14 protein-coding genes are annotated in these 15446 nt (G+C 71.4%); 7 read left to right on the top strand and 7 right to left on the bottom strand.

Annotation, left to right across the window (positions count from 1 at the left end; genetic code table 11):
* The first annotated feature begins 11 nt into the window (after nt 1-11).
* Nucleotides 12-1403 carry a sulfatase family protein gene (locus EXU48_RS20100; RefSeq protein WP_133109478.1) on the top strand — a complete coding sequence of 464 codons (1392 nt, stop codon included), beginning with the start codon at nt 12-14 and terminating at the stop codon, nt 1401-1403.
* An 88-nt stretch (nt 1404-1491) separates the two neighbouring features.
* Here EXU48_RS20100 and EXU48_RS20095 read toward each other — a convergent pair whose 3' ends face one another.
* The 4 genes from EXU48_RS20095 to EXU48_RS20080 all read right to left on the bottom strand — a co-directional run bounded on the left by EXU48_RS20095 (nt 1492) and on the right by EXU48_RS20080 (nt 5724).
* Nucleotides 1492-2205 carry a DUF4191 domain-containing protein gene (locus EXU48_RS20095; RefSeq protein ID WP_133109477.1) on the bottom strand — a complete coding sequence of 238 codons (714 nt, stop codon included), beginning with the start codon at nt 2203-2205 and terminating at the stop codon, nt 1492-1494.
* 54 nt (nt 2206-2259) lie between these two features.
* The gene (lipA, locus tag EXU48_RS20090; protein WP_133109476.1) at nt 2260-3261 is read right to left on the bottom strand and encodes a lipoyl synthase; all 1002 of its coding nucleotides are present in this window, start codon (nt 3259-3261) and stop codon (nt 2260-2262) included.
* Between the two features lie 95 nt (nt 3262-3356).
* The gene (lipB, locus tag EXU48_RS20085) at nt 3357-4052 is read right to left on the bottom strand and encodes a lipoyl(octanoyl) transferase LipB (protein ID WP_235857163.1); all 696 of its coding nucleotides are present in this window, start codon (nt 4050-4052) and stop codon (nt 3357-3359) included.
* A gap of 61 nt (nt 4053-4113) precedes the next feature.
* Nucleotides 4114-5724 (bottom strand): cytochrome b, encoded by a 1611-nt coding sequence (locus EXU48_RS20080; RefSeq protein WP_165962914.1) that lies wholly within the window; start codon nt 5722-5724, stop codon nt 4114-4116.
* Nucleotides 5725-5925: 201 nt separating this feature from the next.
* Here EXU48_RS20080 and EXU48_RS20075 point away from each other — a divergent pair, with 201 nt between their 5' ends.
* The 6 genes from EXU48_RS20075 (at nt 5926) to EXU48_RS20050 (ending at nt 12676) form a co-directional block, all read left to right on the top strand.
* Nucleotides 5926-6660 (top strand): SDR family NAD(P)-dependent oxidoreductase, encoded by a 735-nt coding sequence (locus EXU48_RS20075; protein ID WP_133109473.1) that lies wholly within the window; start codon nt 5926-5928, stop codon nt 6658-6660.
* A gap of 31 nt (nt 6661-6691) precedes the next feature.
* Nucleotides 6692-7312, top strand: a complete 621-nt coding sequence (locus EXU48_RS20070; RefSeq protein WP_165962913.1) for a histidine phosphatase family protein — start codon at nt 6692-6694, stop codon at nt 7310-7312.
* Nucleotides 7313-7409: 97 nt separating this feature from the next.
* Nucleotides 7410-7751, top strand: a complete 342-nt coding sequence (locus EXU48_RS20065; RefSeq protein WP_133109471.1) for a PadR family transcriptional regulator — start codon at nt 7410-7412, stop codon at nt 7749-7751.
* The gene (locus EXU48_RS20060; RefSeq protein WP_133109470.1) at nt 7748-8728 is read left to right on the top strand and encodes a permease prefix domain 1-containing protein; all 981 of its coding nucleotides are present in this window, start codon (nt 7748-7750) and stop codon (nt 8726-8728) included. The genes EXU48_RS20065 and EXU48_RS20060 overlap by 4 nt, the downstream gene beginning before the upstream one ends.
* Before the next feature lie 229 nt (nt 8729-8957).
* Nucleotides 8958-11276 (top strand): family 43 glycosylhydrolase, encoded by a 2319-nt coding sequence (locus tag EXU48_RS20055; RefSeq protein WP_133109469.1) that lies wholly within the window; start codon nt 8958-8960, stop codon nt 11274-11276.
* A 62-nt stretch (nt 11277-11338) separates the two neighbouring features.
* Complete coding sequence (locus EXU48_RS20050) at nt 11339-12676, top strand: serine/threonine-protein kinase (protein ID WP_133109468.1); 1338 nt, start codon at nt 11339-11341, stop codon at nt 12674-12676.
* A 26-nt stretch (nt 12677-12702) separates the two neighbouring features.
* On the opposite strand, the gene EXU48_RS20045 is transcribed toward EXU48_RS20050, so the two are convergent.
* The 3 genes from EXU48_RS20045 to sucB all read right to left on the bottom strand — a co-directional run.
* Nucleotides 12703-13593, bottom strand: coding sequence for a TIGR01777 family oxidoreductase (locus EXU48_RS20045; RefSeq protein WP_133109467.1), 891 nt, complete (start codon nt 13591-13593; stop codon nt 12703-12705).
* An 81-nt stretch (nt 13594-13674) separates the two neighbouring features.
* Nucleotides 13675-14283, bottom strand: a complete 609-nt coding sequence (locus EXU48_RS20040) for a hypothetical protein (protein WP_133109466.1) — start codon at nt 14281-14283, stop codon at nt 13675-13677.
* A gap of 99 nt (nt 14284-14382) precedes the next feature.
* Nucleotides 14383-15446, bottom strand: a 1064-nt coding sequence (sucB, locus tag EXU48_RS20035; RefSeq protein ID WP_133109465.1) for a 2-oxoglutarate dehydrogenase, E2 component, dihydrolipoamide succinyltransferase, incomplete at its 5' end; no start/stop codon positions are given.

Genomic DNA, 15446 nt, shown 5'->3' with positions numbered 1-15446 from the left:
GGAGTCCAGTCATGGCGCCCGCGACCGGCCAGCCCAATCTCCTCGTGATCATGAGCGACGACCATGCCGCGCACGCGATCTCCGCCTACGGCAGTCGGGTCAACACGACCCCGAACATCGACCGGATCGCGACCGCCGGCGTCCGGTTCGACAACTGCTTCTGCACGAACTCGATCTGTACGCCGAGCCGGGCCGCGATCCTCACCGGCGAGTACAACCACGTCAACGGCGTGCGCACCTTGTTCGACGACCTCGACAACACCCGCCCGCAGGTGCAGGCCGAGCTGCGGGAGGTCGGCTACCAGACCGCGATCGTCGGCAAGTGGCACCTCGGCGAAGGGCCCGCGCACGACCCGGCAGGCTTCGACCACTGGCGGGTCCTACGGGACCAGGGGGAGTACCACGACCCGGTGCTGGTCGGCCCTGATGGCCCGCAGCAGCACACCGGCTACGTCACCGACATCATCACCGACCTGTCCCTCGAATGGCTGGAGCAGCGCGAGCGGGACCGGCCGTTCCTGCTCATGCTCAACCACAAGGCACCGCACCGGAGCTGGGAGCCGGACGCCAAGCACCGGCATCTGTACCCGGAGGGCACCATCCCCGAGCCGCCCACGTTCGACGACGACCTCGCCGGCCGCTCCCGCGCCCTCGACGCGCTCCGGATGAGCATGGCGGACCTGGACGAGCGGGACCTGAAGCTGCCGGTGCCCGAGGGGCTGACCGCGCAGCAGGAGCGGTCCTGGCGCTACCAGCGGTACCTGGCCGACTACCTGCGCTGCGTCGCGTCGGTCGACGACAACGTGGGCCGGGTCCTCGACTGGCTCGAGGAGCACGGCTTGACCGCGAACACCCTCGTCGTCTACACCTCCGACCAGGGCTTCTTCCTCGGCGACCACGGCTGGTACGACAAGCGGCTCATGTACGAGGAGTCGCTGCGGATGCCGTTCCTGGCCAGCTACCCGCCGCTGACCAGCCCCGGCACCCACTGCCCGGACATCGTCACGAACGTGGACCTCGCGCCGACCCTGCTCGAACTCGCCGGCGCTCCGCTGCCGGGCAGGCTCCAGGGCCACTCGATGGTCGACTCGCTCGCCGGGCGCGAGCCCGCGCACCGGCAGACCGACGTCTACTACCGGTACTGGGAGCACCTGTCCGACCCGCACCGGGTGCCGGCGCACCTCGGCGTGCGCACCGAGAAGTACAAGCTGATCTGCTACCTGGACGGCGCCGCGGCCGAGACCTCCTCGGAAATCGAGCTCTACGACCTGAGCGACCCCTCCGAGGTCCACAACGTCTACGCCGACCCGGCCTATGCAGAAGTGGCCGCGGACCTCATCGGCCTGCTCCGCCGTCGGCAGCTCGAACTCGGCGACACCGACCTGGTGACGGTCGCCCGATAGCCCGCGAGGGTGCCATCGTGCGGCGCACCACGCTCATACGCCGCAGAACCGCACCCCCGTGGACCCCGGTGGTCCCGTTTGGCCCGGCTCAGCGGCCGCGCATCCCCTTGCGGTCGGGGCGGGCCCGGCGCGGGTCCACGCCCTTCGGGATCGGCAGCGTGTTCCGGTGCAGCGCTCGCAGCCGCTTGGACACCTCGGCGACCTCGTTCTTGGTGAGCTTGCCCTTCTGCTTCTGGACCCGGGAGGCGATCTTCGGCAGCGGGATCTGACCCTCCTCCTGCCCGCACTCGAGCAGCACGAAGGGTACGTTCGGGATGACGCGGGCGGTGCGCCGGCGCTCGTTCTCGAGCAGTTTCTTCACCCGGTGCGGCGGGCCCTCGGAGATCAGCACCACGCCGGGCTTGCCGACGGCGCGGAACACCATGTCCTGGGTGCGCGGGTCGATCACGACCGGCTCGTCCTCGATGTTCCAGCCGCGCCGGATCGTGCCCAGAGCAGCCGAGACCGCCCCGGGCTCACCCTCGATGCGGCGGTACGCCGTCGACTCCGCCCGCCGGGCGAGCAGGAACATCGCGCCGAGCAGCGCGAACGGCAGCGCCAGGATGGTGAAGTAGACCTCCTGGTTGAAGATCACGCCGAGCCCGAACCCGAGGGCGGTGCCGCCGACGATGATCAGCAGCAGGATCCACGTGATCGACGGCTGCGCCTCGCGGACCATCTTGTAGACGTCCCACAGCTGGTGGTACCAGCGCTTCTTCTTGGGTTTCGGGGCCGCCGCTTCGGGGGAGGAGTTCTTCGCCATGATGGGGTCAAGCCTACCGGTCGCGCGAAGCGCCTCAGGGCGCCCCGGTGCGCCTCACCCGTGCAGCAGGGAGGCCGCCTCCTGGCGCGCCGTGGTCGGCTCGGTCAGGTGCTGCAGCGCTTCGGGGACGGCCTGCCCGCGGCGGGCCATCGCCTGCCCCCAGAGCCGCCCGGCCCGGTAGGACGAACGCACCAGGGGCCCGGCCATCACACCGAGGAACCCGATGTCCTCGGCCTCCTCCGACAGCGCCACGAACTCCTCGGGCTTGACCCACCGGTCCACCGGGTGGTGCCGCAGCGACGGGCGCAGGTACTGGGTGATCGTGATCAGGTCGCAGCCGGCGTCGTGCAGGTCCTGCAGCGTGCTCGCGGCCTCCTCGAACGTCTCGCCCATGCCCAGGATGAGGTTCGACTTCGTCACGAACCCGGCGTCGCGCGCCATCGTGATGACCTTGAGCGAGCGTTCGTAGCGGAACCCGGGGCGGATCCGCTTGAACACCCGCGGCACCGTCTCCAGGTTGTGCGCGAGCACCTCCGGCCGGGAGGAGAACACCTCGGCGAGCTGGTCGGGGTCGGCGTTGAAGTCCGGGATCAGCAGCTCGACGCCGGTGCCCGGGTTCACCTGGTGGATCTGGCGGACGGTCTCGGCGTAGAGCCAGGCGCCGCCGTCGGCCAGGTCGTCGCGGGCCACCCCGGTGACGGTTGCGTACTTCAGGCCCATCGCCTGCACCGACGCGGCCACCCGGCGCGGCTCGTCCGCGTCGAAGTCGGCCGGCTTGCCGGTGTCGATCTGGCAGAAGTCACAGCGCCGCGTGCACTGGTCCCCGCCGATGAGGAACGTGGCCTCGCGGTCCTCCCAGCACTCGAAGATGTTCGGGCAGCCCGCCTCCTCGCAGACCGTGTGCAGGCCCTCGCGGCGGACCAGGCCCTTCAGCTCGGAGTACTCCGGGCCCATCGTGGCGCGGGTCTTGATCCACTCGGGCTTCTTCTCGATCGGAACCGCGGAGTTACGCGCCTCCACTCGAAGCAAGCGTCGTCCCTCTGGCGCGATGGTCACCCGGTTCACCCGTTTCTGCGTCGATCGGAATGCCCTTGCCGTCACCCTACGACCCGGCGGGAGCCGGAGGGCGGTCGAGCACGCCCGTGGTCCAGTCAGTGGACGACGGCGGCGCTCGCCCCGGTCGTTCGGCTCACCGGGGCGGGGGCGACGGCGGCCCGCACCACCGCGAGATTGCGCGCCAGATGGGGGGTGAGCAGGTCGGCGCACTCGGTGACGTCCACCTGCCGGCCGAGCAGTTCCGTGAGCGAGATCACACCGGTGCCGGTGATGCCACACGGCACGATCCGCTCGAACGCGCTCAGGTCCGGGCAGGCGTTCACGGCCACGCCGTGCATCGTCACCCCCTTGGCCACGCGCACACCGATCGCCGCGAGCTTGCGGTCCGGGCCGCCGTCGACCCCCACGATCCAGACCCCGCTGCGACCCTCCACCCGCTCGGCGTGGACACCGAGGTCGGCGCACAGGTCGATGACCGCCTGCTCGAGCACCCGCACGTAGGCGACCACGTCGACCGGCTCGACGAGCCGTACGATCGGGTAGACGACGAGCTGGCCCGGCCCGTGCCAGGTGATCCGCCCGCCGCGATCCACGTCGACCACCCGGGTGCCGTCGGTGGGCCGGTCCCAGGTGGCGGTGCGTTTGCCGGCCGTGTAGACGCTCGCGTGCTCCAACAGCAGCAACTCGTCCGGCCCCCCGGCGACCACCCGCTCATGGATCGCCCGCTGCTGCGCCCACGCCTCCTCGTAGTCGACGAGCTCGGTGCCCAGGCCCCAGCGGTGCGTCAGCATGGACAACACCATAGGACTCGGACGACGTCGATGTTGCGGCAGCCGTGACGGAAGCCGGACGTCAGAGGTCGGAAGTCAACGCGAGGGTGATCGCATCCCGTTCTTGCGCGGCGCGCAGTTCGGCCGGGGTGACCGGCTGGATCTGGTCCCGGTAGTACCAGCGCGACAGGGCCATCCGGAGCCGGTCGCGCCACCGGAGCCGGCCGTTCGCGTCCGGCTCGATCGTCAACGGTTCGATGATCTCGTAGTCGACGAGGCGCCAGCGTTCGTAGGCGTCCAGTGGTGTGCGTACCTCGACGTACTCACCCGTCGAGGAGCGGACCACCTTGCCGGTCTCATGGCCGTGGAGCACGAGTTCCCTGTCCTTCCGTTGGAGGGCGATGCAGATGCGTCTGGTCAGGACGAACCCGACCACTGGGCCGAGCAGGAGCACGGCGCGCAGCGCCCATACGAGAACCTCGAAGGCGACGCCGAACGTCAGCGCGAGGGTGTCGATGCCGGCCGCGGCCCAGAGCGCGCCGTAGAACGTGACTCCGGCGACCCCGATCGCGGTGCGGTTCGGGGCGTTGCGTGGCCTGGTCGGGCGGTGGTGCGCGGTCCGGACCCCGGTGATCCACCGCTCCAGGAACGGGTAGAGCATCGCGGCCAGCAGGAACGCCCCGGACACCGCGAGCGGCACGAGGAGTGCCAGGGCCCAGGTCCGGCCGAGCCAGACGAACTCCCACCCGGGCGGGATCAACTTCTGGGCGCCGTCGAGGAAGGCGAGGTACCAGAGTGCGCCCGCGCCCGCCGAGGTGTTGCCCGGGTCGGCCGGGCCGTGGTCCCAGACGGGGCTCACGGTGACGGTCGCGGAGACCAGGATCAGGCCGCCGACCACGAACGAGTACACACCCAACCGTCTGACGGCGGGGGTCACCCGGGCCGCGCGGTTGTGGCCGCCGGTCGCGCGGCCCGCGTCGGCCCGGTCACGTCCGGCGATCGCACTGGCCAGGGCCCACAGCCCGAGCAGCAGCAGAATGCCCGGGAGCACGAACGCGTGGACCGGGTACAGCGTGGCGATCGCCCCGCCCGGGAAGTTGCCCTGGAACACCAGGGTGGACAGCGTGGCGCCCAATACCGGGACGCTCTTGAGGAGGCCGTCGAGGACCGCGAGGCTGCTGCCGGCGAGCAGGTCGTCGGGCAGGACGGCGCCGGTGAGGCCCGCACCCATGCCCGCGAACAGGGCGCCGAAGAGGACGAGCCACGTCCCGGTTCGGGGCCACCGGAACTGAGCGGTGAAGAAGACCCGCAGGATGAGCATCATCAGCGCGGCGATCATGAGGTTCGCGCTCCACCGGTGCAGCTGGCGCATGAGGAAGCCGCCACGGACCTCGAAGGCGATCTCCAGGGTCGACTCGTAGGCGCGGGAGATCTCGACGCCCCGGAGCGAGTCGAACGGGCCGTCGTAGATCACCCGGGCGATCGAGGGGTCGTAGAAGAACGTCAGGAACGCGCCGGTGAGGATGCAGACGAGGAAGCTCGCGACCAGGATCTGACCGAGCAGCACCGACCAAGTGTCCGTGAACGCGTGCAGTCGCCACCTCCGCAGGCGCGCGCCCGCCCGGGTCCGGTGCTGGAATGCCTCGGCCAGCCGGTCCATGATCTGACTGCCCCTGGCGCTGCCTGCGCTCACGTGGCACCCACTCCGTTCGCTACTCGATCGCCGGCTCGTGGAGCCGCGTACCTTGATGACGCCGTAGCCGGGCGATCTGTGACATCCGCCTGGACCTGCCCGCCGCGCCGTAGGCTCGGCGATGGCCGCGAGCGACAGGAGACCGAGATGGGCGGGAGCCCGAGGGCCGAGGCTGAGCCGGCCGATACTCCGGTGGAGGGCATGGCGGGCTCCGTCGTCGTCACCGGCGGCAGCGGCGGCATCGGACGCGTCATCGCCGAACGGCTCGCCCGGGCCGGCCAGGTGGTGACCCTCGACCCGGCCCCGCCCTCCCATGACCACGCCGGCATCGAGCATGTCCGGGCGGACGCCGCTGACCCGGAGGCATGTCGTGAGGCCGCTCGGCTCGCGGAGGCCCGCGCCCCGTTGCGCGGCTGGGTGAACAACGCGGCCATCTTCGCCGACGCCGGCCTCGGCACCGCGACCGCGGCCGAGATCGGCGACCTGATCGCCGCGAACCTGACCCTGGCCCTGGTCGGGACCCACACCGCCGTCGGGCACTTCCGCACCCACGCCCGCGCCGGTTCGATCGTGAACGTCTCCTCCCATCAGGCCCAGCGGCCCGTGCGCGGCGCGCTGCCCTACGCGACCGCGAAGGCCGCCATCGAGGGCCTGACCCGAGCGGCCGCCGTCGACCATGGGCCGGAGGGCATCCGGGTCAACGCCGTCGCCCTGGGCTCGATCACGACCGAGCGCTACGAGGTGTATCGGCGCGACCATCCCGGCGTCGACGCCCAGATGGCCGCGCTGCATCCGCTCGGGCGCGTTGGCCGCCCCGTCGACGTCGCGGAGGCGATCGCGTTCCTGCTGTCCTCACGATCGGACTTCATCTCCGGCACCGTGATCCCGATCGACGGCGGCCGGTCCGTGCTCGGGCTCGATCCGGAGGCGCTGTAGCGGGCGTCCGGCCTGGGGTAACGTCCGACGGGTGAGCGATCTGCAGTGCGCGGCGGTGTTGCTGGTGGCCCGGCACGGGCACGCCCACGAGCCGGAGCCCGGCGACGACGGCGACCTCGGCCTCACGTCCGACGGCGTCGCCCAGGCCTGCGCCTTCGCCGACTCGCTCCGGGGGCGGCGGGTCGCCGGACTGTTCACCAGCACGCTGCGCCGCGCCGTCGAGACCGGCGCCGTGGTCGGTGCCGAACTCGGGCTGGAACCCGAGGCGCTGGCGGGCCTGGTCGAGTTCGATCTGGGTCCGGACGCGCAGACGCCCGACGGCGAAGCCGCGGCCGTGCAGGTGATGCGGCGGTGGGTGGCCGGTGACCTCGACGCCGCCCTGCCGGGCGGGGAGTCCGGCACACGGGTGGTCGACCGGTTCCGGGATGCGGCCGAGGAGATCGCGGACCGGTTCCGCGGCGAGACCGTCCTGGTGGTCAGCCACGGCGGGGTGATGTCGCTGGTGCTGCCGCATCTCGCGGCCGGGCAGCCTGGCATGACCGGGGAGCGGTGGATCCCGCCGTGCGGCGTCGCCGAGGTGCACGTGGACGCGGACGGATGGTCCCTGAGGACCTGGCCGGGGAGCACCGACGTGACCGTCGCCGGTCACTGAGCCGTACCGCTGGAGCGTCCGCGAGGACGTCCGGTCCACCGTGAAGACTGACCTCCGTCCGTTGCATTGATGTGTGACGCACAGTAAAGTGCGTCGTGTGCCAATTGATGATGTCTCGGCCGGCCACCGCCAGGAACTGCGGCGTGGCACTGTCGCACTGGCGTGCCTGCTGCGGCTGCGCCGACCCGACTACGGATACGCGCTGCTGGAGGCGTTGGCGGCCGATGGCATCGACGTCGATGCGAACACCCTCTATCCGCTGTTGCGGCGACTCGAGAAGCAGGGCCTGGTCACGAGCGAGTGGAGCACGGGGGAGACACGACCCCGCAAGTTCTACCGCACCTCGGATGACGGCGAACGACTCGCTCGCGACCTCACCCAGGACTGGTACCGCCTGGACGCCGCTCTGCGCGGCGTCATCGACCAAGGGGAATCATGACGAACGCGACGCTGACCGACCGCTACCTGTTCGCCGCCACCCGAAGTGTCCCGGAGCCGCAACGTGAGGAGCTCCGCCGCGAGATCGCCGAGCGGATCGCCGACGCAACGGACGCGAGGCTTCAGGCGGGCGACGACCGGGAGGCCGCGGAGCATGCCGTCCTGGTCGAGCTCGGGGACCCCGACGCGCTCGCGGCCGCGTATTCCGACCGGCCGCTGCAGCTCATCGGCCCCGCCCACTACCTCCTGTGGAGGCGGCTCCTGAAGCTGCTGCTGGCGATCGTGCTTCCGGCCGCCGCGTTCGGGTACGCGCTCGCCCAGATGATCGACGGCGCCAGCTTCGGCGACATCATCGGTGGACTGGTCGTCGTCCTGATCATGGTCACCGTGCACCTCGCCTTCTGGACGACCCTGGTGTTCGCGATCATCGACCGGCTCAGCGGCGGCAGGTCGGTGCTCGAGTGGACTCCGGACCAGCTCCCGGCCCTGACCGAGCCGCCACGCAACCAGATGCTGGTCGACTACGTCGCGAACGTCGTGATGGTCGTTATCGCCGCCGCGCTGATCCTCGTGGGACCGCGGCTGGTGCCCTCGCCTGACGGTGGGGAGTCCGTGCCATTCCTCGAGCCGGCCACCTGGGCCTGGCTGTCGTGGTACCTGCTGGCGCTCCTCGCGGTCCACCTGCTCTTCTGGACCGTCCTGTTCCGCCACGGTCGCTGGAGCTACGGTTTCGTGCTGGTCAGCCTGCTGCTCGCGACCGCGACAGCGGTGCCGGTCGCGTGGACGCTGGCCACGGGGACGCTGTTCAACCCGGCGTACCTCGCCCGGACCGGCTGGACGGACGCCGTCGAGCAGCTCGGGTCGGGCGGCGCGGTCGCGTCGGTGCTCGCGCTCCTCGTGCTCGCGTCCGCCGCTGTCTGGCCGCTCGACGGCTTCGTCAAGGCACGGCGCGCGCGGCGAGACGCGGCCGTGGTGTAGTTCCCGGTCGCCTCGAGGCGCTTCCGCGGAAGCGCGCCGACTCGGCTGGGGAGTAGCGGACCTCTTTACAACGTTGGAAGACTTCGCTAGACAAGAGGCCGAGGTATCCGTTGTAAAGACGCTCGGAAGACGAATGACCGTCCCCTGACCCTGCCATGACTCGGCCGAACCACATTGCGCACCGCCTGAGCGACGGTGTCAGGTGCTGCGGTCTGAAAGGTTGACGACGATGCGACCCTCCCTCCGTTCGGTGCTCGCGGCCGCGGCGAGCCTGTGCCTGCTCGGCGCCGGGATCCCCGCCGCGACGGCCGACCCGCCGGCCGCGTCCTCCAGCCCACCGTCAGCCCCGACGGTCACGAACCCGATCTCCGACGAGTTCTCCGACACCTACGCCGACCCGGCGATCATCCGCGGCAAGGACGGGTACTGGTACATGTACGCGACCAGCGACCCGCTCACCGAGGCGCCGAGCCCGTTCGGTCTGATGCACATCGCGCGGAGCACGGACTTCACGAACTGGGAGTACCTCGGCGAGGTCTTCGACGAGAGCACCCGTCCCGCCTGGGCCACCTCCGGGTCGTTCCTCTGGGCCCCGGACATCCGGTACGTCGACGGCGAGTACGTCCTTTACTACACGGTGACCGACACGGTCGCCGACCCGGGGCAGTGGAACTATGCGATCGGTGCGGCCACGGCGCCCACTCCCGCGGGCCCGTGGACGGACTCCGGGGCCGCCGTCGTCGAGCCGCGTCGCGACGGCGGTGACGGGTACTTCAACACGATCGACCCCGCCCTGTTCGTCGACGACGACGGCACCCGCTACCTGTACTTCGGGGGGTTCCACGGCGGGCTGTGGGTCACCGAACTCGACGAGAGCGGCCTGAGCGCGGTCGGCGAGCCGACCCAGGTGGCCCGACCGGACCGGTACGAGGGTTCGTTCGTGGTGAAGCGGGACGGCTACTACTACATGACCGCGTCGTCGGCGAACTGCTGCGCCGGTCCCGTGACCGGCTACAGCGTGTACGCCGGCCGGTCCACCTCGCCGCTCGGCCCGTTCGTCGACCACGAAGGATTCTCGATGCTCGACTCCCGAGTCGGTGGCACCCAGGTGCTCGCCCAGAACGGGAACTCCATCATCGGGGTCGGTCACCATGCGATCTTCACCGACACCGCCGGCCAGGACTGGATCCTGTATCACGGCATCGAGCGTGACGACGCCTGGCTCGACGCACCCGGTGGCGTGAACGAGCGGCCGACGTTCGTCGACCGGCTCGACTGGATCGACGGCTGGCCCGTCACGAACGCCGGGGCCGGCCCGACCGAGGGCGCCCTGACCGGACCGGTCACCGGCACGGCGCTCGGTATCGACCAGAGCGACCCGGCCGCGAACCAGGCCCTGCGGGCAACGTGGGGAGCCTGGACCGCTGCCGACGAGACACTCAACGACGCCGGTGGGGTGGGCCTGCTCGAGCCGCTCGGCAGGACCGCGAGCGTGGTCTCGAACCGCCCGACCCCGAGGGACGTGCGGGTGGAGACCGACGTCCGCTTCCTCGACGGCGCCCAGACGTTCACGGTGGGACTGGCACACGCCGGTCGTAACGCGATCTCGGTGACCATCGACCGGGCGGCCGGGGAACTGCGCGCGGAGGTGACCCAGGGCCACGACACCACCGTCGAGGTGGCACCGCTGACGGACCTGTTCGCTGCGGAGGCCTTCACGGCGCTGTCGATCGAGATGCGCGACGGCGCCCTGCACGCGGTGCTCTCGGAGAGCCGGCTCGGTGACGTCCTCGCCGAGGTCCGGGTCGACCTGCCGCGGGGTGCGCAGAAGCAACGGCCCCTCGAACTGGTGGCCACCGGCGGTGCGGTACAGGTGGACAACCTGAGCGTCGTGGGCGCCTACGAGCCGGTGACCGAGGCGGTCGCCGAACCCCGACCCGGGACCGCGCTGTTCGCCGAGGAGTTCGACGGCGAACTGGACGCCGGCTGGGAGTGGGTGCGTCCGTCCGAGCAGATCGGCGTCGCGGACGGCAACCTGCAGTGGCCGCTCGAATCGGTCGACGTCGTGGGGGAGAACAACACAGGAGCACTCCTGCTGCGGGACGCGCCCGAGGGCGAGTGGATCATGCAGACCCGCCTGACCCTGGACCTCGGTGTCGATACGGTCCGCAACTACCAGCAGGCCGGGCTGATCGTCCATAACTCCGACGACGACTTCCTACGGCTCGGCACGGTCGCCATCTGGAGCAGCCGCCAGGCCGAGTTCGGCAAGGAACTCGTGCAGGACGGGAGGTTCAACTGGGGCGCCCACCTCGGCGGCCCGGTGGCACCGACGATGTGGTTGCAGCTGCACCACACCGTCGACCCGGACACCGGCGATCTGCTCTACCGCTCGGCCACCTCGCTCGACGGCGAGACCTGGCGCTGGGGAGCGACGTGGACCCTGCCCGCCGGTTCCGATCCGTCGATCGGGCTCTACGCAGGTGGCGGCGCCACGCCGTCGACGGTCGCCACGTTCGACTACGTCCGCGTGTTCGAGGCCGAGTAGCAGCCCGAGCCGCCTGTGGATAGCCGCGGCAGCGAATCCCGGACCGGTGTTTGCTGGGAGCCATGGACGGGGGAGCACCGCAGATACCGGGCTACCTGGTGGATGGGCCACTGGGGCTCGGTGCCGAGGCTCGCGTGTGGGCGGCCCGTGAGCTCGGGCCGCGAGGCCGGCCGGTCGCCATCCGGCTGACCGAGCCCCTCGAGCCCGACGCCCGGGCCGCCCGGCAGCGACGGCTCGGGGCGCTCGCTCGGATCGACCACGCCGGGCTGGCCCGGGTGCTCGCCGTGCTCGACTGCGACGACGGCCGCTCGGCGGTGGTCCAGGACCTCGTCGACGGCGCCACCCTGGCCACGGTGCGGGCCGCCCGGCACGGTCTGGATCTCGCCGAGACCGTCGGCCTGGTCTCAAGCGTGGCCGGCTCGCTCGCCGCACTGCATCAGGCGGGGGTGGTGCATGGCGACGTGTCACCGGCGAACATCGTGTTGGCGAACCCCGACGCGCAGCCGGTGCTCGTGGACCTGCTCGGCGGCTCGGGGCTCGAGGCCGGCACCGACGGGTTCCGGGCACCGGAGGTTGCGACGGGTCACGAGGTGTCCACCGCGACGGATGTGTACGGCCTCGGGGCGGTCGCCCGGTGGGCCGTCGCGGACACCGATCGGGTCGCGCTCCGGGAGGTCCTCGGCGACCTGACCGCCGGTGAGCCGCGGGCGCGACCCTCCCTCGTGGACCTGCGGGACCGGCTACGTGATCGGGAGTCCGCCCCGATCCGGCTCCCCGATGCCCGGGTCCTCGCCGGGGCGAGCCTGCGGGAGCAGGCCCGGCGGGAGGAGACCATCCGCCGACCGGTCCGCAGGGCGCGGCGCCGGGCCCGGCACCGGCGGTCCCGACGTTGGCAGGTGGCGGCCTGCCTGGTGATGTTGCTCGGCGCCGCGGTCGGCGCCGCGACCCTGACCGGATGGCGACCGGTGTTCGCCGAACCTGCGGCGCCGAGTCCCGCGGGCGGAGCGGGATCCATGACCGGCCCGGCGAGCGCCGTGATCACCCTGACCGCCGAGCGCGATCGGGCGTTGATGACCGGGGATGCCGTCGCCCTCGCCGCCCTGAGCGTCCCGGGCTCGCCCGCTGACGCAGCGGACGCACAACTCCTCACGGCACTGCGAGCCGCCGAGATCGAGCTGGTCGGCCTGGAGACCACGGTGACCGCCGTGGACCTGGTGCGCGAGACAGGCGAGGAGGCCGTGGTTCGGGCGTTGCTGACCCAGGGCGCGCACGAACGTCGCACCGCCGACGGAGCCGAGCCGGCCACCATGCCCGCGCTCGCTGCGCGATGCGTGGAGTTCACGCTCGCGGCCGTGGACCGGACCTGGCTGGTCAGGGACCTGACGCACTGCCCGGACTGACCCGACCTACCTGCGGTCGCCCTCGCTCACCCGCCGTACAGGTAGCGCGCTGCCGCCTCCGGCGTGGGGTGCGCGAACGTGAATCCGTCGCCGGCCAGCACACCGGGTACCACCCGTTGGGACTGCAGCAGTTCGCCGGCGAACTCACCGAGGGCCAGGTGCAGCGCGAACCCGGGCACCGGGACCACCGCGGGGCGGTGCAGCGCGGAGGCCAGGGTGCGGATCAGGTCCCGGTTGCGGGCCGGCTCGGGGGCACACAGGTTCACCGGACCGGTGACGTCGGAGTCCATCAGGTGCACGATCGCGCCAACCTGGTCGGCGAGTGTGATCCACGGCCACCACTGGCGCCCCGACCCCATCGGGCCCGCGAGCCCGAGCCGCAGCAGCACGTTCAACGGTCCGAGCGCGCCGCCGGTCGGGCTCAGCACGATCCCGGTGCGCACCCGCGCGACCGGCACGCCGGCGTCGGCCGCGGGCGCGACAGCGGCCTCCCAGGAGCGGCACAGCCCGGACAGGAACGTCGCCCCGGACGGGTGGTCCTCGCGGACCTCGGTCTCACCGGTGTCGCCGTAGAACCCGACGGCCGAGGCCTGGATCATCCGGATCGGCTCCCTGCGCCCGGCGAGCCTGGTGGCGATCAGCGAGGTGCCGGCCACCCGGGAGCGGAGCAGGTACGCCTTACGGGACCGGGTCCACCGGCGATCGCCCACGCCCGCGCCGCCGAGGTTGACCACCGCGGCGGCACCGTCGAGGACCTCGTCCGGCAACAGGCCCGAGTCCGGGTCCCAGCGGACCTCGCCCGGCGCCTGCGGCTCGCGGCGGACCAATTGCCGTACCTCGCGGCCCTGCGCCCGCAGCGCGTCCACGACGGTGGTGCCGATCAGGCCGGATCCGCCGGCGACGACCACTGCACCCACGTCGGCTCCGTCCCTCGCCCATCCGGTCCTCGCCACCCTACGCAGTGGGGGCGCTGCCCGCAGCAGCGGTGTGGAACGGACTCAGAACGCCCGCCCGCCCTGCGCGGACAGGGAACCGGGCGGGTGGTCGGACGCGACCTGAGCCGGACGCGGTGCGCGTGGCACCGTTCTGAGCGCCGCACCTGTCCTGGTGGCGACCACGAGGGTGCTCACCACGTCGCCCACGAACACCAGGTGCAGGATCAGGTTGGTGGTGAGGAACTGTCGCGAGGTCGTCCCCGTGCGCCTCAGCACCACGAGGCAGGCGATCCCGTACGCCGAGGTCGGGAGCATCACGAGGTAGGTCCAGACGACCGCGATCGGCGCCAGGAGGAACCCGATCCCGAAGAACAGCAGGCCGGTCGTGATCAACCACAGGAACAGGAAGTTCAGGACGAAGAACGGGATCCCGGCGAGCTTGACGAAGACCGCGCCGCGTCGCAGTCCGGCGAGGTCGCCGCGCCGCGCGCCACGAACCGCGTCCCAGATCGTCAATGCGGAGGCAACGAGGTAGAGCCCGCACCAGATGCCGAAGATCATCGAGGTGTCGCCGCCACCCTCGCCGGAACCCGTGTCCTCGACGTTCGGCAGTAGACCCGAGAACAGCACGATGACGGTCAGCAGGAGCATCCCGCCGAGCAGATACCTCATCTGCGCCCCTTCGCTCGACCCGTCCGCCACCCTACGAGACGGCGGCCGGCCCCCGGAAGGGAACGGCCGCCGTCGGGCAGTGCGTTTTCAGGAGAGCGTTCAGAGACCGAGGTCGGCCTCGAACGCACCCTCCTCCAGACGGTTCTTCATCGACATGAGGAACCGGGCCGCGTCCGCACCGTCCACCAGGCGGTGGTCGTAGGACAGCGCGAGGTAGACCATCGAGCGGACCGCGATGACCTCGGCGCCGTCGGCGTCGGTGACCACCACGGGGCGCTTGACGATGGTGCCGATACCGAGGATGCCGACCTGCGGCTGGAGCAGGATCGGCGTGTCGAACAGGGCGCCACCGCTGCCGGTGTTGGTGATCGTGAAGGTGCCGCCGGACAGTTCGTCCGGGGTGGCCTTGTTCACCCGGGTGCGACCGGCCAGGTCGGCGATCTTGCGGGCGATGCCGGCGATGTTGAGGTCACCGGCGTCCTTGATGACCGGGACCACGAGGCCACGGTCGGTGTCCACAGCGAGGCCGATGTTCTCCGAGCCGTGGTAGACGATCTCCTCGCCGTCGATGCTGGCGTTGAGCTTCGGGAACTCCTTGAGAGCCTCGGTGGCGGCCAGCGTGAAGAACGGCAGGAAGGTCAGCTTGGCACCCTCGCGGGCGGCGAAGTCGTTCTTCGCCCGGGCCCGCAGGCGGGCCACCTTGGTCACGTCCACCTCGACCACGGTGGTCAGCTGGGCGGACACCTGCAGCGACTCCACCATCCGGGACGCGACAATCTTGCGCAGGCGAGACATCTTCTCCCTGGTGCCGCGCAGCGGCGAGACCGCCGGGGTCGACTTCGCGGCCTGAGCGGCCGGAGCCGGGGCAGCGGCAGGAGCGTCGGCGGCGGCGGACTTCGCGGCGGCGGCCTTCTCCGCGGCCTCGGCGGCGGCGAGCACGTCCTGCTTGCGGACCCGCCCACCCACGCCGGAGCCGGTGACGGAAGCCAGGTCAACACCCTTGTCCGCAGCGAGCTTCCGGACGAGTGGGGTCACGTAGGAGGTCGGGCCCTCCTCGGAGGCCTCGGCCCGACTGGGCTCCGGCTGGGCCGGCGCGGGCGACTCGGCGGCGGGGGCCGGGGACGCGGCGGCGGGCGCGGGCGACTCGGCGGCAGGGGCCGGGG

Source organism: Occultella glacieicola, from assembly GCF_004353825.1.
Lineage (GTDB): Bacteria > Actinomycetota > Actinomycetes > Actinomycetales > Beutenbergiaceae > Occultella > Occultella glacieicola.
Note: the sequence above shows the minus strand (reverse complement) of the source record. Positions and strands in the feature narration are given on the sequence as shown.

Excerpts from the sequence above, each read along its gene's own strand:
- EXU48_RS20100 (WP_133109478.1), top strand. The coding sequence starts at position 12 with ATGGCGCCCGCGACCGGCCAGCCCAATCTCCTCGTGATCATGAGCGAC.
- EXU48_RS20055 (WP_133109469.1), top strand. The coding sequence starts at position 8,958 with ATGCGACCCTCCCTCCGTTCGGTGCTCGCGGCCGCGGCGAGCCTGTGC.
- EXU48_RS20075 (WP_133109473.1), top strand. The coding sequence starts at position 5,926 with ATGGCGGGCTCCGTCGTCGTCACCGGCGGCAGCGGCGGCATCGGACGC.
- EXU48_RS20050 (WP_133109468.1), top strand. The coding sequence starts at position 11,339 with ATGGACGGGGGAGCACCGCAGATACCGGGCTACCTGGTGGATGGGCCA.
- EXU48_RS20095 (WP_133109477.1), bottom strand. The coding sequence starts at position 2,205 with ATGGCGAAGAACTCCTCCCCCGAAGCGGCGGCCCCGAAACCCAAGAAG.
- EXU48_RS20040 (WP_133109466.1), bottom strand. The coding sequence starts at position 14,283 with ATGAGGTATCTGCTCGGCGGGATGCTCCTGCTGACCGTCATCGTGCTG.
- EXU48_RS20060 (WP_133109470.1), top strand. The coding sequence starts at position 7,748 with ATGACGAACGCGACGCTGACCGACCGCTACCTGTTCGCCGCCACCCGA.
- lipB (WP_235857163.1), bottom strand. The coding sequence starts at position 4,052 with ATGCTGACGCACCGCTGGGGCCTGGGCACCGAGCTCGTCGACTACGAG.